The organism is Streptomyces sp. NPDC005775 (genome assembly GCF_042871565.1).
In the GTDB taxonomy this organism is placed as follows: domain Bacteria; phylum Actinomycetota; class Actinomycetes; order Streptomycetales; family Streptomycetaceae; genus Streptomyces.
Window position 1 is genome coordinate 431,754 of sequence record NZ_JBIAIU010000001.1, and the last position, 20,594, is coordinate 452,347.

Annotated in this window: 22 protein-coding genes; 10 read left to right on the top strand and 12 right to left on the bottom strand. The window is 70.2% G+C overall.

Annotated features, from left to right (window positions below; all coding sequences use genetic code 11):
* Positions 1–19: 19 nt before the first annotated feature.
* Positions 20–1,465 (top strand): lipase maturation factor family protein, encoded by a 1,446-nt coding sequence (locus tag ACFYPA_RS01940; protein ID WP_389128822.1) that lies wholly within the window; start codon positions 20–22, stop codon positions 1,463–1,465.
* Here the strand turns inward: ACFYPA_RS01940 and ACFYPA_RS01945 are convergent.
* From ACFYPA_RS01945 to ACFYPA_RS01985, 9 genes are all read right to left on the bottom strand, one after another.
* A complete protein-coding gene (locus ACFYPA_RS01945) occupies positions 1,428–2,777 on the bottom strand; it encodes an ammonium transporter (RefSeq protein WP_359350036.1) in 1,350 nt (449 codons plus the stop codon). The two genes, ACFYPA_RS01940 and ACFYPA_RS01945, sit on opposite strands and share 38 nt — an antisense overlap.
* A 30-nt stretch (positions 2,778–2,807) precedes the next feature.
* The gene (locus tag ACFYPA_RS01950) at positions 2,808–3,767 is read right to left on the bottom strand and encodes an urease accessory protein UreD (RefSeq protein WP_389128825.1); all 960 of its coding nucleotides are present in this window, start codon (positions 3,765–3,767) and stop codon (positions 2,808–2,810) included.
* Between the two features lies 1 nt (position 3,768).
* A complete protein-coding gene (gene ureG / locus ACFYPA_RS01955) occupies positions 3,769–4,389 on the bottom strand; it encodes an urease accessory protein UreG (RefSeq protein ID WP_359084118.1) in 621 nt (206 codons plus the stop codon).
* A gap of 37 nt (positions 4,390–4,426) precedes the next feature.
* Entirely contained in the window at positions 4,427–5,173 is a 747-nt protein-coding gene (locus ACFYPA_RS01960; RefSeq protein ID WP_359084120.1) for an urease accessory UreF family protein, read from the bottom strand.
* 5 nt (positions 5,174–5,178) lie between these two features.
* Entirely contained in the window at positions 5,179–6,903 is a 1,725-nt protein-coding gene (gene ureC / locus ACFYPA_RS01965; RefSeq protein WP_359084122.1) for an urease subunit alpha, read from the bottom strand.
* Positions 6,903–7,394: an urease subunit beta gene (locus ACFYPA_RS01970; RefSeq protein ID WP_359084124.1), complete on the bottom strand. Its 492-nt coding sequence runs from the start codon at positions 7,392–7,394 to the stop codon at positions 6,903–6,905. The genes ureC and ACFYPA_RS01970 overlap by 1 nt, the downstream gene beginning before the upstream one ends.
* Positions 7,391–8,299, bottom strand: a complete 909-nt coding sequence (locus tag ACFYPA_RS01975; RefSeq protein ID WP_389128830.1) for a sirohydrochlorin chelatase — start codon at positions 8,297–8,299, stop codon at positions 7,391–7,393. The genes ACFYPA_RS01970 and ACFYPA_RS01975 overlap by 4 nt, the downstream gene beginning before the upstream one ends.
* A gap of 3 nt (positions 8,300–8,302) precedes the next feature.
* Positions 8,303–8,608, bottom strand: a complete 306-nt coding sequence (locus tag ACFYPA_RS01980; RefSeq protein WP_359084128.1) for an urease subunit gamma — start codon at positions 8,606–8,608, stop codon at positions 8,303–8,305.
* A 63-nt stretch (positions 8,609–8,671) separates the two neighbouring features.
* On the bottom strand, positions 8,672–9,634 hold the full coding sequence (locus ACFYPA_RS01985) for an urea transporter (protein WP_359084130.1): 963 nt from the start codon (positions 9,632–9,634) through the stop codon (positions 8,672–8,674).
* Between the two features lie 199 nt (positions 9,635–9,833).
* On the opposite strand from ACFYPA_RS01985, the gene ACFYPA_RS01990 reads away from it, so the two are divergent.
* Together ACFYPA_RS01990 and ACFYPA_RS01995 are read left to right on the top strand one after the other, a co-directional pair.
* Complete coding sequence (locus ACFYPA_RS01990) at positions 9,834–10,304, top strand: CrcB family protein (RefSeq protein ID WP_359084132.1); 471 nt, start codon at positions 9,834–9,836, stop codon at positions 10,302–10,304.
* The gene (locus ACFYPA_RS01995) at positions 10,301–10,675 is read left to right on the top strand and encodes a CrcB family protein (RefSeq protein ID WP_359084134.1); all 375 of its coding nucleotides are present in this window, start codon (positions 10,301–10,303) and stop codon (positions 10,673–10,675) included. The genes ACFYPA_RS01990 and ACFYPA_RS01995 overlap by 4 nt, the downstream gene beginning before the upstream one ends.
* Positions 10,676–10,790: 115 nt before the next feature.
* Here ACFYPA_RS01995 and ACFYPA_RS02000 read toward each other — a convergent pair whose 3' ends face one another.
* A complete protein-coding gene (locus ACFYPA_RS02000; protein WP_359350029.1) occupies positions 10,791–10,967 on the bottom strand; it encodes a hypothetical protein in 177 nt (58 codons plus the stop codon).
* 332 nt (positions 10,968–11,299) lie between these two features.
* Positions 11,300–12,784: an SDR family NAD(P)-dependent oxidoreductase gene (locus ACFYPA_RS02005; protein ID WP_389128835.1), complete on the bottom strand. Its 1,485-nt coding sequence runs from the start codon at positions 12,782–12,784 to the stop codon at positions 11,300–11,302.
* Positions 12,785–13,144: 360 nt separating this feature from the next.
* Between ACFYPA_RS02005 and ACFYPA_RS02010 the strand changes: the two genes are divergently transcribed.
* The 5 genes from ACFYPA_RS02010 (at position 13,145) to ACFYPA_RS02030 (ending at position 18,193) form a co-directional block, all read left to right on the top strand.
* Positions 13,145–14,044, top strand: a complete 900-nt coding sequence (locus ACFYPA_RS02010; RefSeq protein WP_359084137.1) for an RNA polymerase sigma factor SigF — start codon at positions 13,145–13,147, stop codon at positions 14,042–14,044.
* Positions 14,045–14,304: 260 nt separating this feature from the next.
* Positions 14,305–15,564 (top strand): SpoIIE family protein phosphatase, encoded by a 1,260-nt coding sequence (locus ACFYPA_RS02015; RefSeq protein WP_359084219.1) that lies wholly within the window; start codon positions 14,305–14,307, stop codon positions 15,562–15,564.
* The gene (locus tag ACFYPA_RS02020) at positions 15,554–17,200 is read left to right on the top strand and encodes a CHASE3 domain-containing protein (RefSeq protein ID WP_389128838.1); all 1,647 of its coding nucleotides are present in this window, start codon (positions 15,554–15,556) and stop codon (positions 17,198–17,200) included. The genes ACFYPA_RS02015 and ACFYPA_RS02020 overlap by 11 nt, the downstream gene beginning before the upstream one ends.
* Entirely contained in the window at positions 17,197–17,640 is a 444-nt protein-coding gene (locus ACFYPA_RS02025; RefSeq protein ID WP_359084139.1) for a response regulator, read from the top strand. Before ACFYPA_RS02020 ends, ACFYPA_RS02025 begins: the two co-directional genes overlap by 4 nt.
* Positions 17,641–17,737: 97 nt before the next feature.
* Complete coding sequence (locus ACFYPA_RS02030; RefSeq protein ID WP_359084220.1) at positions 17,738–18,193, top strand: ATP-binding protein; 456 nt, start codon at positions 17,738–17,740, stop codon at positions 18,191–18,193.
* A 28-nt stretch (positions 18,194–18,221) separates the two neighbouring features.
* Here the strand turns inward: ACFYPA_RS02030 and ACFYPA_RS02035 are convergent, their stop codons facing one another.
* Entirely contained in the window at positions 18,222–19,400 is a 1,179-nt protein-coding gene (locus tag ACFYPA_RS02035) for a PP2C family protein-serine/threonine phosphatase (protein ID WP_359311783.1), read from the bottom strand.
* Positions 19,401–19,480: 80 nt separating this feature from the next.
* Between ACFYPA_RS02035 and ACFYPA_RS02040 the strand changes: the two genes are divergently transcribed.
* Entirely contained in the window at positions 19,481–19,993 is a 513-nt protein-coding gene (locus ACFYPA_RS02040) for a MarR family transcriptional regulator (protein WP_359084141.1), read from the top strand.
* Positions 19,994–20,243: 250 nt separating this feature from the next.
* Entirely contained in the window at positions 20,244–20,576 is a 333-nt protein-coding gene (locus ACFYPA_RS02045; RefSeq protein ID WP_389128844.1) for an STAS domain-containing protein, read from the top strand.
* Positions 20,577–20,594 lie beyond the last annotated feature (18 nt).

The following is a 20,594-nucleotide window of genomic DNA, read 5'->3' on the forward strand; positions in this document are numbered from 1 at the left end:
CGGGCCGATACTGGAAGCGATGGACTGGTTCACCGCAGACGGTTACTGGCTCGGCCGGCTCCTCTTCCAGAAGGCCCTGGCCGTCATCTATCTGACCGCCTTCCTCACCTCCGCGCTCCAGTTCCGGGCGCTGATCGGCGAGCGTGGCATGCTGCCCGCCCCCGAACTCCTGCGGCGCACGGACTGGCGCGCCGCGCCGGGGCTGTTCCGCCTGCACTACTCGGACCGGTTCTTCGCCGTGGTCGCCTGGTGCGGCTGCGTGGTCTCCGCCGCGCTGCTCGCGGGTGCGGACCGTTTCGTGCCGCTGTGGGGAGCCATGCTCCTGTGGGCCCTGCCCTGGGCGCTGTACCTGTCGATCGTGCAGATCGGCGGTACGTGGTACGGCTTCGGCTGGGAGTCGCTGCTCCTGGAGACGGGTTTCCTCGCCGTCTTCCTGGGGAACGCCGACACCGCGCCACCGGTGCTCGTGCTGTGGCTGCTGCGCTGGCTGCTGTTCCGGCTGGAGTTCGGTGCCGGGCTGATCAAGATCCGTGGGGACGCGTGCTGGCGAAAACTGACGTGCCTGTACTTCCACCATGAGACCCAGCCGATGCCGGGTCCGCTGAGCTGGTTCTTCCACCGCCTCCCCCGGCCCCTGCACCGCGCCGAGGCCGCGGCCAACCACGTGACCCAGCTCCTCGTCCCGTTCCTGCTCCTCACCCCGCAGCCCGTGGCGAGCGCGGCGGCCGGGCTGATGGTGCTCACGCAGCTGTGGCTGGTGCTGTCCGGCAACTTCGCCTGGCTCAACTGGCTGACGATCGCCCTCGCCCTGTCGGCCGTGGACTGGTCCCCGTTCGCCGAACCGCCCACGCAGAGCGCCGTGCCCCTCTGGTACGAGGTGGTGGTCATCGCCGTCACGGCCCTGGTCGTCGTCCTCAGCTACCGCCCGGCCCGCAATCTGTTCTCGCGCCGGCAGGTGATGAACCGCTCCTTCGACCCCCTGCACCTGGTCAACACGTACGGCGCCTTCGGCAGCGTCAGCCGGGTCCGGACGGAGGTGGTGGTCGAGGGCACCGACGAGCAGGTGGTCCATCCGGGCACGGTCTGGCGGGAGTACGGCTTCCGGGGCAAGCCGGGCGATCCGCGACGGCTGCCGCGGCAGTTCGCCCCGTACCATCTGCGGCTCGACTGGATGATGTGGTTCGCGGCGCTCTCGCCCGCGTACGCCCGGCCCTGGTTCGGGCCGTTCGTGGAGCGGCTGCTGGAGAACGACCGGGACACGCTGCGGCTGCTGCGGCACAACCCGTTCCCCGAGGAGCCCCCGGCACACGTCCGCGCCAGGGTGTACCGCTACCGGTACACGACCTGGCGCGAGCTGCGGGCCACGGGCTGCTGGTGGCACCGCACCTACGTGCGGGAGTTCCTGGCTCCGACGCCGCGGGGCCCGGCTACCGGCCGCTCTCGCGGTCCCGGAGCAACATACTGATCCGCTTGACGAGTTCGTCGTCCTCGGACCCCGGCTTGCCGGAGACCAGCGCGCCGAGCCGCTCGGCGGTCTGGAAGTCGTACGCGCGCTCCTCCTCCTCGCCGGGGACGTTGGCGTACTCCTCCTTGGCGCGGAATCCGACGGTCAGGTCCACGGCCTTGGCGATGAGCCAGGTGAGGATGAAGGAGAAGGCGATCACCGAGACGATGGCGACGAGCTGCTTGCCGAGCAGCCCCCAGCCGCCGCCGTAGAAGAGCCCTTCCTTGCCGCTGATCCGCGCGGTGGCGAACAGCCCGACCATGATCAGGCCGATCAGTCCTCCGACGCCGTGCACGCCCACCACGTCGAGCGTGTCGTCCACGTTGAAGCGGAACTTGAGCGTGATCGCGAAGGCGCAGACCGCGCCGACGACGAGACCGGTGATGACCGCGCCGAGCGTGTCGATCTCACCGCAGGCCGGGGTGATGGCGACCATGCCCGCGACGGCGGACGAGACGACGCCCATGGTGGTGACCTTGCCCGTGCGCCACTTCTCCACCAGCGGCCAGGTGACCATCGCTCCCGCGGCCCCGAGCTGGGTGTTGATGAAGGCCGCCGCGGCGGTTCCCTGGTCGGTCAGCGCGGAACCGGAGTTGAAGCCGAACCAGCCGAACCAGAGCAGGCCCACGCCGATGACCACGAGCGGGATGTTGTTCGGGCGCTCCTCGCGGCGGGCGAAGTCACGCGGAGCCCGCAGGACGAGGGCGACGGCCAGACCGGCGACGCCGGAGTTGAGTTCCACCGGCAGACCGCCGGCGAAGTCGAGGGCACCGAGGTGCTTCACGATCCAGCCGTCCGTGTCGAACACCCAGTGCGCGATGGGGATGTAGACGATGAGCAGCCACAGCACGACGAAGACGAGCCAGCCCCGCATCGTGGCGCGGTCCGCGATCGATCCACTGACGAGCGCCACCGTGATGATGGCGAAGCCCATCTGGAAGGTGCTGTAGACGTACGTGGGGATCGCCCCGGTCAGCGTGGTCAGCTCGATGTCGTGCATGAACACGTGATCGAGGTTTCCGATGATCCCGGCCCCACCGACATCGGGGCCGAACGCCAGCGTGTATCCGATGACCCACCAGACGAGGGTGCCGAACGCGAGCGCGGCGAAGCTCATCTTGATCATCACGAGCACGTGGCGGGTACGCACCATGCCGCCGTAGAAGAAGGCGAGGCCCGGCGTCATCAACAGCACCATGGCGGTGGCGGCGAGGAGCCAGGCGGTGTCCCCGGAGTCGTACGCGGCCGGCATCGGCGCGGGAGCGGTGTTCATCGGCGGATCCTCGTGGGGTCGTTGGGGAGGTCAGGGCTTGCGGAGGTCGGGGGCCGGGTGGCCGGTGAGCAGGCGCCGTACGGCTTGGCGTGCGGCCTCGTGCGCGGCGGCCACCCGGATCGGGCTGTCGTCCAGCACACGTGCCCAGGCCCCGCAGTCCCGGGGCAGGACGCTCACTCCGTACAGGACGCCGAGACCCGCGAGCGCTTCGTGCAGGGCTTCGGCCAGTTCGGTGGCCGGGACGCGGTCCGTCACGGCGAACAGTGAGGCCACGTGGTCGTGACCCGCGAAGACGCCTGGTCCCAGGACGCCCTCCCCCCGTCGTCCGGGGGCCAGGCGCAGGGTGTCGACGGCGAGCAGGGTGCCGTCGGGCCGGCTGATGTGCAGGTCCGTGGCGAGCACCCGGTAGGCGTGCCGTTCGCCGCGGGCCAGCCGGCCCGCGGTGAGCGTGTCGCCGACGACGACGGTGGCGCCCGGTGCGACGGTGACCTCGGTCCGCTGGTAGAAGCGGGAGTCCTTGAACGGGATCAGCGGATCCGGCAGGTATTCGACGTAGCTCCCGGCCTCCGCCGTCAGGTGCACCCGCTGGCTCGCGTAGTCGTGCTCCATCCGGAAGATCTTGGTGGCGGCCTGCGTGGTCAGGTGGACCTGGGTGTCCGGACCGCAGCGGAAGTCCATCCGGTAGCGGTCCGCCTGGGCGATCCCGCCGCCGGTGGCCATCATGTAGACGTAACTCATGCCGGGCAGCGCGGGGTCGATCCACAGCGGCCGCATGATCTGCAGGGGTGTCTTCTGGTAGCGCTCGACGAGTTCGGTGCGCTCGCCCCGTACCGCGAAGGCCAGGTCGAGGATGCCGACCTTGGCCGGAGAGCCCGGGGCGAGCGTGTCCGGCACGGACGCCAGTTCCGCCACGTCCGGAGGGACGCGTACCGCGGCGTAGTACTTCTCGGCGAGCCGGTCGGCGCGGGGCAGGTACGGGGCGAGCGGCATGTCAGATCAGCACCTTGCGGCGCGACTCGAGGTAGACCGCGATGTCGTCGATGCCCACGCCGGTGAGGCAGTCGGTGAGGACGACGGGCCGGTTGTCCCGGACCCGGTGGGCGTCGGACTCCATGACGTCGATGTCCGTGCGCACGTACTTCGCGATGTCGATCTTGTTGATGACCAGGAGGTCGGAGTCGGTGATGCCGGGTCCGCGCTTGCGAGGCATCTTCTCCCCCTCCGCCGTGTCCAGGACGAAGATGAAGAGGTCCACGAGGGCCGGGCTGAACGTCAGCGTGAGGTTGTCGCCGCCGGACTCGTAGAGCAGCGTGTCGGTGTCCGGGAAGCGCTCCAGCATCTCCGCGCCGGCGGCCAGGTTCATCGTGGGGTCGTCGCGAACGGCGGTGTGCGGGCAGGCGCCCGTCTCGACACCGACGACCCGCTCGGGTTCCAGGACCCCGGCCAGCGTGCGGCGGACGTGCTGGGCGTCCTCCTGCGTGTAGATGTCGTTCGTGATGACCGCGGGCCGGTGACCGCGTTCGATCAGGATCGGGACCAGCGCCTCGATGAGCGCGGTCTTGCCGGAGCCGACGGGGCCGCCGATACCGACCCGCAGTACGTTGTCGTCCATGGTGCTCCCTGTGATCGCTGGGTGAGTCGGATGGTTGTCAGCTGGCGAAGAGCCGTGCCTCGGCGCGTTCATGACGGCCCGACATGATGTCGGAGGCGAAGACGGTGGCGCCGACGTCGTCGAGCTCCCGTCGCAGCGCCGCCTCGACGGTCTCCTCGATCACGGGGGCGGCGCCCCGGATCAGGGTCTGCGTCGTGCGGTGGTCGGTCAGCCGCAGCCTCAGGGCGGCGCCCGCGAAGCTGACGCAGAAGGCGAACAGGTCGGAGGCGATGGCCTGCCGGGCCGGAACGCCGGTGGCCGCGTAGATGACCCCCGCGGCCACCGCCTGGGTTCCCGGCGCCTCCCGCCGTACGACCCGGTCGAAGTAGTCGCCGATCTCCGGCCGGTCGAAGACCTCATGGCCGAGGTCCAGGAGCTGGCGGCCGGTCCGGGTGGCGGCCTGGCGCATCTCCCGGCCCAGTTTGGTGGCGAGGAGGTGCTCGTCGATCCGGACGACGGCCGCCGGGTCGCCGGCCGCCGTCGCACGGTGGGCGAGGGCGAGCGCGGTGGCGTCGGCGGGGCCGACGCCGTGCAGCAGCAGGTCCCGGAGCAGCAGCGGCAGGCTGCCGGGGTCGACCGCCCCGGCCTGGGCGAAGCCCTCCAGGCTGTGCGACAGCGTGTAGAAGCCGCTCGGGAACGCCGAGTCGGTCAGCTGGAGGCTGACCAGCAGCGGTCCGAGTCCCGTTCCGATCCCGTTCACCGCGGCCGCGGTGTCCGCCGGGGTGTCGCCCTCGTTTCGGTACATCGGCCCTAGACCAGGAAGTAGAGGTGGTTGAGGGGCAGTTTCTCGGCCGGGTCGATGGTGGCCACCTTGCCGTTGAGCGTGACCTTGAACGTCTCCGGGTCGACCTGGATGTCCGGCAGGGCGTCGTTGCGGACCATGTTGTGCTTGCCGATGGTGCGGGTGCGCCGGACCGGCAGGACCTGCCGTTCCAGGCCCAGTTCGGCCGGAACCCCGGCGGCGATGCCCGCCTGGGACATGAAGGTGGCGTGGGTCGCCTGCATCGCCTTGCCGTACTGGCCGAACATCGGCCGGTAGATGACCGGCTGCGGGGTCGGCAGCGAGGCGTTGGGGTCGCCCATCTGCGCCCAGGAGATGATGCCGCCCTTGATCACCATCTTCGGCTTGGCGCCGAAGGAGTGGATGGGCCAGAGCACGATGTCGGCGAGCTTGCCCTTCTCGATCGATCCCACGTGGTCGGAGATGCCGGAGGCGATCGCCGGGTTGATGGTGACCTTGGCGAGGTAGCGCAGGACCCGCTGGTTGTCGTTGCGGGACGAGTCGCCCTCCAGCGTGCCGAGCTTGTCCTTGCAGTGGTGGGCCGTCTGGAAGGCACGGGTGACGGACTCGCCGATGCGGCCCATGGCCTGGGAGTCGGACGAGAAGATGCTGATCACGCCGAGGTCGTGGAGCACCGACTCGGCGGCGATCGTCTCGGCCCGGACCCGGCTGTCGGCGAAGGACACGTCCTCGGGGATGTCGTGGCTGAGGTGGTGGCAGACCATGACCATGTCGAGGAGCTCGTCCACCGAGTTGACGGTGTACGGCAGCGTCGGGTTGGTGGAGGACGGCAGGACGTTGGGCTCACCGGCCACGCGCAGGATGTCGGGTGCGTGGCCGCCGCCCGCCCCCTCGCTGTGGAAGGTGTGGATGGCCCGGCCGTCGATCGCGGAGCGGGTGTCCTCGAAGAAGCCGCTCTCGTTCAGACTGTCGGTGTGGATGGACACCTGGACGTCGTGCTCGTCGGCGACGTTCAGCGCGTTGTCGATGACGGCCGGGGTCGCGCCCCAGTCCTCGTGCACCTTGAGCCCGCAGGCCCCGGCGACGATCTGCTCGTTGAGCGCCTCCGGCAGGCTGCCGTTGCCCTTGGCCATGATGCCGAGGTTGACCGGCAGGGTCTCGGCGGCCTGGAGGAGCTTGGCGATGTTGTACGGGCCGGGGGTGCAGGTGGTGCCGTTGGAGCCGTCCGTCGGCCCGGTGCCGCCGCCGATGAGGGTGGTGATGCCGTTGGTCAGCGCCTGCTCGGCCTGCTGCGGGGCGATCAGGTGGACGTGGGTGTCGATGGCGCCCGCGGTGGCGATGAGGTGCTCGCCCGCGATGGCCTCCGTGCCCGGGCCGATGACCAGGTCCGGGTCGACGTTGTTCTGCGTCTGAGGGTTGCCGGACTTGCCGATGCCGACGATGAAGCCGTCCTTGATGCCGATGTCGCACTTGACGACGCCGATCATCGGGTCGATGACGACCACGTTGGTGATGACGGTGTCGAGTGCGCCCTGGGCGGCGGTCGCCTGGGGGTCGGAGGCCATGCCGTCACGCATGGTCTTGCCGCCGCCGTAGACGACCTCGTCGCCGTACAGGCCCTCGCTGTAGTCCTTCTCGACCTCGACGACGAGGTTGGTGTCGGCGAGGTGGAAACGGTCGCCGACCGTCGGGCCGAACATGTCGGTGTACTGCTTGCGGGGCAGGATGGGCATCAGCGCGAACCCTTCTTCTTTTCCTTGTTGGCCTTGGAACTCTTCGAGCCCTTGGCGTTCGTGGCGCCCTTGTCACCGTTCGCGGCGGGAGCCTTGGAGCCCTTGGCCGCGGGGGCGGTCTGCGCGCCCTCGAAGCCCTGCTCGATGGCCTTGCGGACGGCCTCGACGCGTGCGGGGTGGGAGGAGAGGCTGCCGTTGAGCAATCCGCTGAAGCCGACGAGACGGCCGGTCCCGGCGTACGCGCACAGCTCCACCTCGCGCGAACCGCCGGGCTCGAACCTCACGGAGGTACCGGCGGCGATGTTGAGGTGCATCCCGAGCGTGTCCTGGCGGTCGAACGACAACGCGGAATTGACCTCGAAGAAGTGGTAGTGGGAACCGACCTGCACGGCGCGGTCACCGGTGTTGCTCACGGTGAGCCTCAGCGTGCGGCGGCCCGCGTTCAGCTCGATGGGGTCCTCGCCGTACAGATACTTCTGACGGAACGTCATGCGATGCTCCTGATGACTTGGTCCGCGCCAGGGGCGGACGGGCGGTGGTGCGTGTGCAGGGGGCCGGGGCCGTGTGCGTGGGGGTGGCCCGGTTCGTGGGGGTGGTGGTGACCGTGGTCGTGCGCCTCGTCGGGGGCGTGCGCGTGACCGTGGTCGTGTCCTTCGCCCGGCGGGTGCGTGTGGGAGTGGCCGTGGTTGTCTGCGGCGGTCAGTCCGGCCGAGACGCCGTCGTCCCCGTGTTCGCGCAGGCGCCGTCGCGCGTCGGTGACACGCTCGTCGAGGACCCGCCGCAGGGCCGACGCCGGTACGAGCGGACCCGCCAGGTCGACGGGTACCGGCTGCGCACCGGCCGTCTCGGGCGCGTCCGGCAGCGCGAACGCGGCGGGGAGCAGGGTCACCCGCTGCGCGCCGAGCAGCCGGCACCGCCGGATGCCCTCGGCCGGGTCCGGGTCGCCTCCGGCGAACGCCACCTCGACGAGGGCGTGCCGGCCGTAGCGGCGCACGAGCGCGGCGATCCGGTACAGCTCGGCGTCCTCGAACGGGTCCCCGGACGGGGCGGTGACCAGCAGCGCGGAGTCACCGGACACCCGGCCCGCCGCCGCCCGCAGCCACGCGACCAGGTGTTGGGCGGTCCCGAACGGCTCGGCGAGCACGGTGGTGCCGCGTTCGCCGGCGGGTACGGCGCGCAGTGTCCGGGCGGTGTCCGCGACGAGCTCCGGATCGCGGCCGAGCGTCATGGGGACGACCACGGTCTCCGCGCCCCGGCGCCCGTGCTCGGCGATGCTCCGGAACAGTTCGCGTCCGCTCGACACGACGCTGACCCCGGCGTCCACGACGCCGTCCAGGGCACGCCCGTAGGCGGCTTCATGACCGCATACGGCGACGACGGCAACGGAATCGGTCACCGGTCAGCCACCGATGGGGTCGTGGCAGGACACGAGCTTGGTCCCGTCCACGAAGGACGCCTCGACCTGCAGCAGGCCGAGCATCTCCCGTACGCCGGGCATGGTGTCGGACTCCCCCACGACGTGGCGGCCCAGTTCCATGCAGTCCGCGACGCTCTTGCCGTCGCGGGCCGCTTCGAGGATTGCCTCGGTGATCAGCGCGACCGACTCGCTGTAGTTGAGCTTGAGGCCGCGGTCCTGTCGCTTGCGGGCCAGATCGGCCACCACGTAGACCAGCAGTTTGTCGATCTCGCGAGGGGCGAGGTTCATCGTCAGTACCTTCCTCGGTGATGTACGGGGCTGAGGGCGGGAGGTCCGGGGCCGGCGGAGCGGTCACTCGCTCCGGCGCAGGCGTGGCAGCAGGGGAACGGCCGCCATCAGCACCCAGGTGGTGAGAATGAACGGCCAGGTGAAGGTGTGGCCGCCGAACGGTTTGAAGAAGGACGTCAGCGACGCGGTGAGGCCGGTGGTCGCCGCCGCGCCGAACAGAGCGTAGGCCCCGGTCCAGACCGTGTTGGCCATGAAGACGGCACCGATGGCGATGGCCACGAGCACCGCGTTGTATCCGTAGATGCCGTTGGCGATCAGCGCCGTGGGGGCGCCCAGCAGCCACGCGGCGACGATCCCGGCCACGCTGCCGGCCGCCGCGTAGAGGACGACGCGCAGGCCGGCCAGGGCGAGCCCGACGAGCATGATCAGGCCTACGTACCAGCTCTCGACCAGGAAGATCTGCGAGACGTTGTTGAAGAACGCGTGCCACAGGGCGTCCCACGACATGGCGGTGTCGCCGCTGGTGGTACTGGAAACGGAGGCCGGGGCGCCGTGCCAGACCCGGTCGAACGAGGGCGCTCCCACCACCATCACTCCGGAGACCAGGCAGAAGGGCGCGGTCAGGGGGGTGAGCCCGTAGGGGGTGAGGAAGGTGCCCAGAGCCGCCATCAGAAGGGTGCACAGAATGGCGCCGACGACGGTCAGGACGTAGGTGGCCGGGTGGTTGCCCAGTGAGGAGATGAGGGCGATGCCGGTGAGGCAGCCGGCGTATCCCTGGAGACCTAGCGCGATGCCTGCCCGGTCGACCGCGAGGGCGTAGGCCGTCGCGGTGGCGATCAGCGTGCCGAGCGTGGCGAAGAGGCCGGTCTCCCAGCCCGCGACCCACAGCGCCACGAGGATCGCCACACCCGTCAGAAGGGCGGGCTGGAGGTCGACCTGTCCGACACCCCGCAGACTGGCCAGGAGATAGGCGAACGGCTGACGTTTCTCCAGCCTCCGGACGATTTCCGGCTCGGCGAGGGACAAGGCTGGCTCCAGCGACTCGGCAGCGCGGGTAGTCCTCCGGCTCACGGGCGGGAGGACAAATCCTTACAACTCACATCAAGACATAAGGTGACCAAGCTGTCGCGCTGTGTGGCAGCGGGGTTGGTCCAGTCAGGTACGGGGCCGACACGGCCAGCGCGCTCCGGCCGGGCCGCTCCGGATCGCTCCGTAGATTCACGGAATGTCCCTCAAGATGCAGTTGCACCGCCACAGCCACCCCGACCACCATCCCGGAGTGCAGTGGTCAGTCGTGGGCGTCGTCGCGATCGGCGGGGCCGCGGGAGCCGCCGCCCGGTACGGCGCCGAACGCCTCTGGCCGAACGGCACTTCGGCCTTTCCGTGGACGATCCTGCTGGTCAACACGGTGGGGTGCTTCCTGATGGGCGTCCTGATGGTCACCATGAAACTGAGGTTCCCCGGCGCGCCCCGGCTGATCAGCCCGCTTCTCGGCACCGGCGTGCTGGGCGGGTTCACCTCGTTCTCGCACTACACGGACAACGTGCGGGAGTTGTTCGAGAACCATCAGCCCGGTTACGCGGTCGGCTGCCTGCTGCTGACCGTGGTGGCCGCGCTGGCCGCGGTGACCGCGGGCGCGTTCGCCACCCACTTCGCCTTCGGGCGCACCTACGGCACGGGGAGCGCCGCCTCATGACCGACTGGCTGCTCGTACTCGCCGGTGGACTGGTGGGCGCACCGCTGCGCTACTACCTCGGCGTGGACGCGAAGTTCCGCCTTCACTCCGTCTTTCCGTGGGGCACCTTCGCGGCCAACGCCGCCGCTGCGCTCTTCCTCGGTTTCATCGCGGAGGCGGCGACGGACGGCGAGTTGGGCACCCGGCTGAATCTGCTCCTCGCCACCGGGTTCTGCGGGGCCCTGTCGACCTGGTCGACGTTCTCCTACGAGCTGCTGACCCTGACGTCCGCCCGCCGGCTGGGCTTGGCGGCGGGATACCTGCTGCTCACGGTCTGCGCGGGCGTGGGGCTCTCGTTCGCCGGGGCCGCCGTGGCGAACGCGGTCTTCTGACCGCTCCGCAGCCGCGGTCGCGGTGAGGGACGCCGCCTTCCCATCGCCCCGCCCCATACCCGAGTTCCGGCCCCGCCCCTGTGCGAGGTGCGGGCCGGAACTCGGGCGGAAGCGCTCAGTCGATGCCGGGCAGGATGTGCGGCTCGGCGAGATCGTCCTCGTAGCCGGCCAGCCGGATCGGTGCGGACCTGGCCCAGACCTCGATGTTCCGGAGCTTCTCGGGCCTGCGGGCCCGCTCTCCGAGCCGCTCGGCCGGTCGCTGCTCGCGCTTCGTCAGTTCTGGTGTCGTCACCGCGCACTCCTCTGTGTCGCATAGCCCCCGGCGTATCCGACGGTCCGGCGTCATATCCGGTGGTCGACCGCCTGTGGTGCGGGGCAGGGCAGGAACTGTTCGGTCGCGGTGGCGCCGGGTACGGGGCGGGACGGCGACCCGGTTGTCGGGCCTGTCCCAGGACGGCCGAGGAATCTTCGTGGATCCCTTGGTGGCGTCCGTTCCCCTCAGAGTAACCAAATGAGCGCGCCCTTGCTCGATGGAACGTGTGCTCTGGGTCACTTTCAGCCACCATGCAGCGAAAAGACCCGGCCCAGGGGGTTCCCGGGCCGGGTCCGTGACTTCGCGACGTGCTACCAGTTGGCGGGGGCGTAGTCCTTGAGGAAGCAGCCGTACATCGTCTCGCCCGCTTCGCCCCGGACGATCGGGTCGTAGACACGGGCGGCACCGTCGACCAGGTCGAGCGGGGCGTGGAAGCCCTCCTCGGCGAGGCGCATCTTGTCCGGGTGCGGGCGCTCGTCGGTGATCCAGCCGGTGTCGACGGCGGTCATCAGGATGCCGTCCTTCTCGAACATCTCCTGGGCGCTGGTGCGGGTCAGCATGTTCAGCGCTGCCTTCGCCATGTTGGTGTGCGGGTGGCCCGCACCCTTGTAACCGCGGCCGAACACGCCTTCCATGGCGGAGACGTTGACTACGTAGGAGTGCTGGGCTGCGGTCGCCGCCATGGCCGGGCGGAGCCTGCTGATCAGGATAAACGGCGCGGTGGAGTTGCAGAGCTGGACTTCCAGCAGCTCGATCGGTTCGACCTCGTCGACTGTCTGGATCCAGCTGTTGGTGTGGTGCAGGTCCGGGACGAGTCCGCCCGCGTCGATCGCGGTGCCGGCGGCGATGCGCGCAGGCGACGCCGAACCGGTCACCAGGGCCAGCTCCGTGACGTCCTGTGCGCTCAGCCCCTCCTTACGGGCGGCGGGCAGCGCGGCCACGCGGTCGACGGTGCCGCTGCCGAAGGTGCCGATCACCTCGGCGGCCGGCAGCTCGCCCGCGGGCAGCGGCGCGGATTCGGCGCCGAGCAGTTCGCTGTACGCCTGCGGGGAACGGCGGACCGTCTGCGCGGCATTGTTGATCAGGATGTCCAGCGGCCCCTCGGCGGCCACCGAGTCGGCGAGCGCGACCACCTGCGCCGGGTCGCGCAGGTCGATGCCGACGATCTTCAGGCGGTGGATCCACTCGTCACTGTCCGGCATCGCCTTGAAGCGGCGGATCGCGTCGTTGGGGAAGCGGGTGGTGATCGTGGTGTGCGCGCCGTCGCGCAGCAGCCGCAGCGCGATGTACATGCCGATCTTGGCGCGCCCGCCGGTGAGCAGGGCCCGGCGGCCGGTGAGGTCGGTGCGGGCGTCACGCCGGTCGCGGTTCTCGCGGGCGCAGTCCTGGCAGAGCTGGTGGTAGAAGGCGTCGACCTCGACATACCGCGTCTTGCAGATGTAGCAGGACCTGGGCCGCTGGAGGACACCCGCGATCTCGGAGGCGGCGGACGACGAGGGCAGCACGCCCTGGGTCTCGTCGTCGATGCGCTCGGCCGAGCCGGTCGCGGTGGCCTCGGTCACGGCCTTGTCGTGCGCGGTCTTCGCGGCACGGCGCTCCTGGCGGCGGCGCTGCTTCACGGTGCGGTAGACACCGGCGGTGGCGCGGCGCACCGCGATGGCGTCCGGGTGGTCGACGTCGATGGAGTCGAGCTCGTCGAGCACGCTCAGGCAGACGGCCAGCCGCTGCGGGTCGATACCGGGACCGAACTCCTCGATTCCGGGCGCGATCCCCGGGCTGTCCTCTGTCACCGTCATTGCGTTCCTCTGTTGCTCGTGCCGCCGGATTCTCTTCGGCGGACCGTGGCGCGCCGCCGGGCCGGGCTCACGAGGACTGACATCCACGGGTCTGAGGTCCGGCCGCGGGCTTCCGCGCGAAGCCGCCGCACTGCGGGCCGAACGCCCCCGCCAAGTTTGCCATGCTCCCGACGCTGCTCCATTCGAGTCCGCCGGGGGGCCGCGCCAGCCCCTGGCATGCTCCGGCAGCCGGCCCTGCGCCGCCACGGCGGAACGTGCGACAGCACGGCATCGAAAGAGAACTTGATTTGATGCGCATGACCTCGTTGATACGGGGCACACGAGGTGCTGACGCACTTGACCACAGGAGGGGCGAAGACAATGGCGAGCACAACGGAGCCCAGTGAGGCCCTCGGCACCGTCGGCATCATCCCGGGGCACCACGGCGCGCACAGCGGCGCCACCGCTTCGGAACTGCCGTGGATCGAGGACACCGGCAAGGTGGCCCCGAAGGACGCCCGCGCGCTGTCCAAGCTGTTTTTCGACCGCTTGCAGGTACTGGAGGAGGGGACACGCGAGTACCAGTACGCGCGTAACACCCTCATCGAGATGAATGTCTCACTGGTCCGCTATGCCGCTTCGCGGTTCCGCAACCGCGGTGGCGACGACACCGAGGACATCATCCAGGTCGGCACCATCGGGCTCATCAAGGCCATCGACCGGTTCGATCTCTCGCGGGACGTGGAGTTCGCCACGTTCGCTGTCCCCTACATCGTCGGGGAGATCAAGCGCTTCTTCAGGGACACCACCTGGGCCGTGCACGTGCCGCGCCGGCTCCAGGAACTGCGGGTCGAGCTCGCGAAGGCGAAGGAGCAGCTCTCCGCGGAGCTGGACCGCGAGCCGACGGTCAAGGAGCTCGCCGGCCTGCTCAACCGCCCCGAGGAAGAGATCATCGAAGGGCTCGTCGCCGCCAACGGCTATGCGGCGGGATCCCTGGACGCCCCCTCCGCCGAGACCGACGCCGGCAGCGACAAGCGGTCGTTCGCCGATCTGATCGGCGAGGACGATCCCGGGATGGAAACCGTCGAGAACCTCCACACGCTCGCGCCGCTGCTGGAAGAGCTCGACGACCGCGAGCGCCGGATCGTGCAGATGCGCTTCGGCCAGGAGAAGACACAGGCCCAGATCGGCGCCGAACTCGGGATTTCGCAGATGCACGTCTCCCGGCTGATCGCGCGCATCGTCAAGCGGCTGCGCGCCGGGATGTCTGTCGAAGCGTAAGCGTGATCTCTCTCACATGAGCGAGGCCCCTCCCAGGGGCCTCGCTCTCCTCCGTATCCGACCGTGCGCCGGTATCGCCCCGCGCGACGCACCGCGCCCGGACGAGCGGACCCGCACCACCTCCCGCACCACCGCGGTCCCACAACTTCCGCCACATGGGTGAACGGCGCCCGTCGCACGACGACGGGCGCCGTTCACATATGATTCGGGCGATACAGGCTGCCCGCTCGGGCGCGACGAGAGGGTGAAGCGTGACTGAGATGCGCACCGGCTCCCCCGCCCTGCACCCGGTCGCGGCGACATTTCCGGCACAGACCGGCTCCGCACCGGCCGACCGGCCCTCCGTCTGGGGCGTCAACGCCTCCATCCTCCTGGTCGAGGACGACGCGGGCGATGCCCTGCTGGTCGAAGAGATGCTCGTCGACGGTGAGCTGGACGCCCCGCTCACCTGGTGCAAGAGCCTTTCCGAGGCGCTGGCCTTCCTGCGCAGCCACCGGGCCCCCGTCTGCGTCCTGCTGGACCTGCACCTCCCGGATGTGCACGGGCTGAGTGCCGTCACCCAGATCGTGGCGACCACCCCGGACGCCGCCATCGTGGTCCTGACCGGCATGGCGGAGGCCGAGGCCGGTCTGAACGCGGTGGCCACCGGGGCGCAGGACTACCTCGTCAAGGGACGGATCGACCCGCAGGCCCTGTCGCGCGCGGTCCGCTACGCCCTCCAGCGCAAACAGGTGGAGCGAGCGGCCTCCGCCCTGCGCGCCACTCAGCAGATGGCCCAGGAGAACGCACGCCTCGAACGGGGACTGCTGCCCGTACCGCTCCTGCACGACGACGGCTTCGAGGTCGTCGCCCGCTACGAGCCGGGCCGCGCCCACGGACTTCTCAGCGGCGACTTCTACGACGTGGTCCAGAGACCCGACGGCACGGTCCACGCCGTGATAGGCGACGTGTCCGGGCACGGTGCGGCCGAGGCCGCGCTCGGGGTGTGCCTGCGGGTCGCCTGGCGCACCGCTGTCCTGTGCGGTACCGACCCCCTGGAACAGCTCGGGCTGCTCGAGGAGATCCTCGTCGCCGAACGTTCCGACCCCCATGTCTTCGCGACCGTCACCTCGCTCGTGTTCCCGCCGGACCGGGACCGCGTCCGGATCGTCAGAGCGGGCCACCCGGGGCTTCTGCTGCGCCGGAGCACCGGCATCGAGTGGGTCGAGCCGGAGGGCGGCATCGCGCTCGGGCTGCTGCCCGGGCACGGTCAGTGGGTCTCGACCGAACACGCCCTGGAGCCCGGCGCCGGTCTCGTACTCTTCACGGACGGCCTGTTCGAAGGGCGCACCGGGCCCGACTCCCGACTGGGCGAGGAGGGCCTGCTCGCCATGGCCCAGGACCGGGCCGGTCTGCCGGCCCGGCCGTTCATCGACGCGCTCGTCGCCGGCGCCGCCGAAGGGGCGGCCCCCTACGGCGGCCTCGCCGACGATGTGGCCGTCGTGCATCTCGCTTGGAAACGGACACCACATGAGCAGTGACCCGCAGGACGTCATCCCGCAGCGGCCGGGGCGACTGGCCCGGCTGTCGGTCCAGAACTGGGTCCATCTGATCCTGGCCTGCTTCGTCCTGGTCGTGTGCGCCTGCCTGGTGGTCGGCGGACTCGTCCTGGCCTCCATATCCGACCGGACCACCGAACTGGTGGACCGCATCCAGCCGGCCCGCTCGGCCTCCTTCCAGCTGCAGAACGCACTGCTCGACCAGGAGACCGGCGTCCGCGGCTACGCCCTCACCGGCGACTCCTCCTTCCTCGAGCCGTACGCGGCCGGGAAGCGCAACGAGCAGACGCGTCTGGCGCAGGTCCGAACCGCCATGGGGGACGGCGGGCCCTACGCCCGCGATCTGGACCGGATCGCCGCGGCCGCGGCTCGTTGGCGGAGCGATCACGCCGAACCGCTGATCGCCGCGGTCCGCCGCGACGGGCCGGAGGCGCGTTCGTCCGCCAGGACCGCCGGGAGCAAAGCCGCCTTCGACGGGCTACGGCGGCTCTACGCGGCGCAGCAGTCCCGGCTCGACGCCGCCCGGGACCACGCGCGGGCCGAGCTCAACGACGCACGCACCACCCGCGACCGCGCGCTGATCGCGCTGGTGGCCTGTTTCGTCATGGGCGTGATCGCCCTCAGCCTGCTGCTGCATCGGGTGGTGGGGCGGCCGCTCAACGCCCTGGCCGAGGCCTCCCGCCGGGTCCGGGCCGGCGCCTTCCGCCGGCAGATCGACGTGCCCGGGCCCTCCGATGTGCGTGCGGTCGCCGCCGCCGTCGAGGACATGCGGTGCCGGCTGGTCGAGGAACTCGACGCCGCGCAGGAACGCGAGGAGCTGCTCGCGCAGCAGACGGAAGAGCTGCGCCGCTCCAACTCCGAGCTGGAGCAATTCGCCTACGTCGCCTCGCACGACCTCCAGGAGCCGCTGCGGAAGGTCGCGTCGTTCTGCCAGCTGCTGGACAAGCGGTACGGAACCGAGCTGGACGCGCGGGGCAAGCAGTACATCGACTTCGCCGTCGACGGCGCCAAGCGGATGCAGGTGCTCATCAACGACCTGCTCACCTTCTCCAGGGTGGGCCGGGTACACGACAGCTGGAGCTCCGTCGACCTCGAACACACACTGGACCGGGCCCTCGCCAATCTGGCCCTGGGCATCGAGGAGTCGGGCACCACGGTGGTGCGGGCGGACCCGCTCCCCAAGGTGAACGGGGACGTGACGACGCTCGGGATGATCTGGCAGAACCTGATCGGCAACGCCGTGAAGTTCCGCCGCCCGGACGAGCCGTGCGTCATCACGGTCGGCTGTGTGCGGGAGGAGGACGTATGGCACTTCACCGTGACGGACAACGGCATCGGGATCGCCCCCGAGTTCGCCGAGAAGGTCTTCGTCATCTTCCAGCGTCTGCACGCCCGCGACGAGTACGACGGCACGGGCATCGGTCTCGCACTCTGCCGCAAGATCATCGAGTTCCACGGCGGCAGGATCTGGCTGGATCCGGAGCCCCGCTCCGGCACCCGCATCCACTTCTCCCTCCCCGCCGACGCCGACGACCCCCAGCCCGATGACGCCGACGAACCCCAGCCTGCCGCCGAGGACGCGGCCGGCCCCGCCGAGATCTCCGGAGATACCGCGTGACCCTTCCCGTAGAGCCCATCGAGGTCCTGCTCGTCGAGGACGACCCCGGCGACGAGCTGATGACGCGCGAGGCGTTCGAGGACAACAAGATCCGTAACACGCTCCATGTGGTCCGCGACGGACAGGAGGCGCTCGACTTCCTCTACCGCCGCGGCGGGCACGCCGGTGCCCCGCGCCCCGATCTGATCCTCCTCGACCTGAACCTGCCCAAATACGACGGGCGCCAGGTGCTGGAGCAGATCAAGCAGGACCCTGAACTCTCACTCATCCCCGTGGTCGTGCTCACCACCTCCTCGGCCGAGGAGGACATCCTGCGCAGCTACAAACTGCACGCCAACGCCTATGTCACGAAGCCGGTCGACCTCGATCAGTTCATCGCGGCGGTTCGCCAGATCGACGAGTTCTTCGTATCGGTGGTCCGGCTGCCCGGGCGTGCTTGATTTCTCCGACATCGCCTGGGAGTGGGATCTCCCGAGGCGGGTACACGTCCAGCGAGAAGAGGTCCTGGCCTCCCCCGCTGCGCCCTGGCTGGAGCACATGAACCAACAGCCCACCTCACGGCCCGACGACCTCCCTGTGAGTCGGCCGCCGACAGAGGCACTGCACAGCGCCGAGGTCTTCGACGGCGAGCCCGGTTGCATCGCGCGGGCTCGCGCCCTGGCCGACCGGTTCCTCGCGCGACTCGTCGCCGAGTGGTTGGCCGTGCTCGGCACGCACACCCGCGACGATCTGATGCTGGCCGTGAGCGAGCTGGTCACCAACGCCGACCGCTACAGCCACGGCCCCTACCTGCTGGAGCTGGAGGGCACCGCCGAGCGGATCAGCGTGACGGTGTACGACAGCAGCAGCGCCCTGCCGGTCCTCTACTCCCCCGACCCGAGCCGGCTGGGCGGCCACGGCATGGAGATCGTCGTGGCCCTGTGCGACCGTCTGACGGCCGAGCGCGTGCCGGTCGGCAAGCGCATCCGTGCGGAGTTCACGCTCAGCAGCTGAGCGGCCCGACGGCGTCCGGGCCGCTGCGTCAGCTGCCGCTTGCCTGCCTGCCGAACCAGTCGATGCAGACGACCATCGCGTCGTCGAGCGGTTCTCCGTCGCGGTAGTCCGCGAGTTCCCGCAGGACGGCCCCGGGCACCGATGCCGCGGGCAGCAGCCGCGTCGCGAGAATCGCCCTGGCCAGGCCCCGCTCCACGTAGGGCTCGCCGAGGGGTGACACGGTGTCGTACACCCCGTCGCTGACGAGCAGCAACCGGTCGCCGGGAACCACCCGCAGGTTCTGGACCACGTACTGCGACTCCTCGAACATGCCGAGCGGCAGCTGGGCCTCCAGGTCCACGCGTGCGACCGTCCTGCCCCGCAACCGCCACAGCTGCGGGGAGCCCGCGTCCACCGCGCCGACCGCTCCGGTCGCCAGGTCGAAGCGGAGCAGCAGGGTCGACACATGGGCGCTGCCGCGGTGCTGGTCGTAGAGGGCCTGGTCGGCGAGGGCCGCCTGGTCCTCGATGCCGATGCCGGCTCTTCGCGCGTTGCGCAACGCGTTCACGGCGAGGTTGGTGAGCAGCGACGCCTGGATGCCCTCGCCCATGCCATTGGTCACCGCGACGGTCAGCTGGTCACCGTCCGCGGTCCAGTCGAAATTGTCTCCGTGGATGGCGTAGGCCGGCTCCAGCTGCGCGCCGATGGCGTACTCGGCCGCGGTGAACGCGCGGGCGGGAAGCAGTTGCCACTGCATCTCGGCAGCGAGGGTGAGCCGGGTGACGCGGCGGGCCCGCTGATAGTGGTCGGTGTCCCGTTCGGCGACGATGATCTCGTGGCCCAGAAGGTCGGCCACGTAAGCCAGCTCGTCCGTGGTCTGTGGGGTCGATCGTCCGGCCGGAAGGCGGACACTGAGGATTCCCAGGCGCTCGCCCCGCACGGTCACGGGAAAGTGGTGCTCGACCTGGCCGCCGTTCCCGGCCGGCTCCTCGTGCGGGCGCTGGCTGCCGAAGGCGCGGCCCTGGGGGCTGTTGTGCATCGACAGCGCGAGGAGTTCGCCCTCCGGCGCGGGGCCGACCGGCTTGAGCACGGTCATGGCGTAGTCCGCCAGCAGCAGCCGCACGGACCGGGCGTCGTACGCGGTCGCGAGTGCGTCGCGCACCGCCTCCACGAGGGCATGCGGTGCCGCAGCGCGTACGGCTCTTTCGATTTCGGTACGGGCGTTCACGGTCTTCCGCTCATTCTGCGTCCCATGACGAGGACGGGGCCGGGCTGACAGGAGGGCGTTCCGGGTGGCACAGTGGACGGATGCCCCACCGCCCCGGTCTCCCTCACCGCATTGAGCGGGTGTCCGAGGACGTCCGCGCCGCATCCGAGCTGCTGGAGGTGCTGTGGGGCCGCGGCCAGGAGTCCGCACCCTTGGGCACGGTCTCGCCCTCGCAGCTGCGGGCCCTGCTCGTCATCGAGAAGCTGGAGGGCAGCAACCTTCGCTCGCTCGGCGAGGCGCTCGGCTCGCGCGCTCCCTCCGTGAGCAGGCTCTGCGACCGGATGGAGGCCATGGGCCTCGTCCAGCGGGACCCGAGCCCGACGAGCCGCCGCGAGGTCGAACTCCGGCTGACCGGGCGGGGCCGCGCCCTGCTGGAGGAGTACCGGGCGATCCGCGCGCGGGAACTCTCCGCCGTGCTGGAACAGATGCAGCCCGCCGACGTGGCGGCGCTCGCCGAAGGGCTGGCCGCCTTCCACTCGGCCGCGTCGCAGCGGCTCACCCCCGGCCGGAGTCCGGCCGACCGGCTGCGCGACGACATCGCGGACAGCGCCTAGCTTCATCCAGCCCCTGCTTCCGCGTTGTTCAGGCACTCCTGGGGGGGGTGCGTTCGTTGATCAGTGCGGGTACAGATTGTTGCCCAATGAAGAATGTTGTCAAATGGCAACTATTGCTTCTATCGTTATTGTTCTACCGCCGCGACCAGGGACGAACTCGCACCAGACCGTCCCACGTCACGGCGGTCTCCCCCGCCACCCAGTGCATCACGAGGTGACCGTGCTTCCATCCCCCAGCGCCGACAGATCCATGAGAATCGTCCCACGGCAGGACCGTGGCGCGCTGGTGCTCGCCGTGACCGGCGACCTCGACATCGACAACGTCGACCCCCTCAGCGCCGCGCTGGAGCGCGCGGCGCCGGACGGTGCGGCGCCCGTCGTCGTTGACCTGTCCGACGTGAGTTTCGCGGACTCGACGACGGTGAACGTGCTTCTCACGGGCCAGACCCTGCTGGGCCCCCGGCTGCGGCTCGCCGCGCCGTCCCCGTTCATGGAGCGGCTGATCGGGATGCTGGGCCTCGACACCGTGCTTCCGGTCTTCCCGACGGTCGCCGAGGCGCTCGATCCCCCGTTGCCCGACTGAGTCCGTGACACGCCGAGC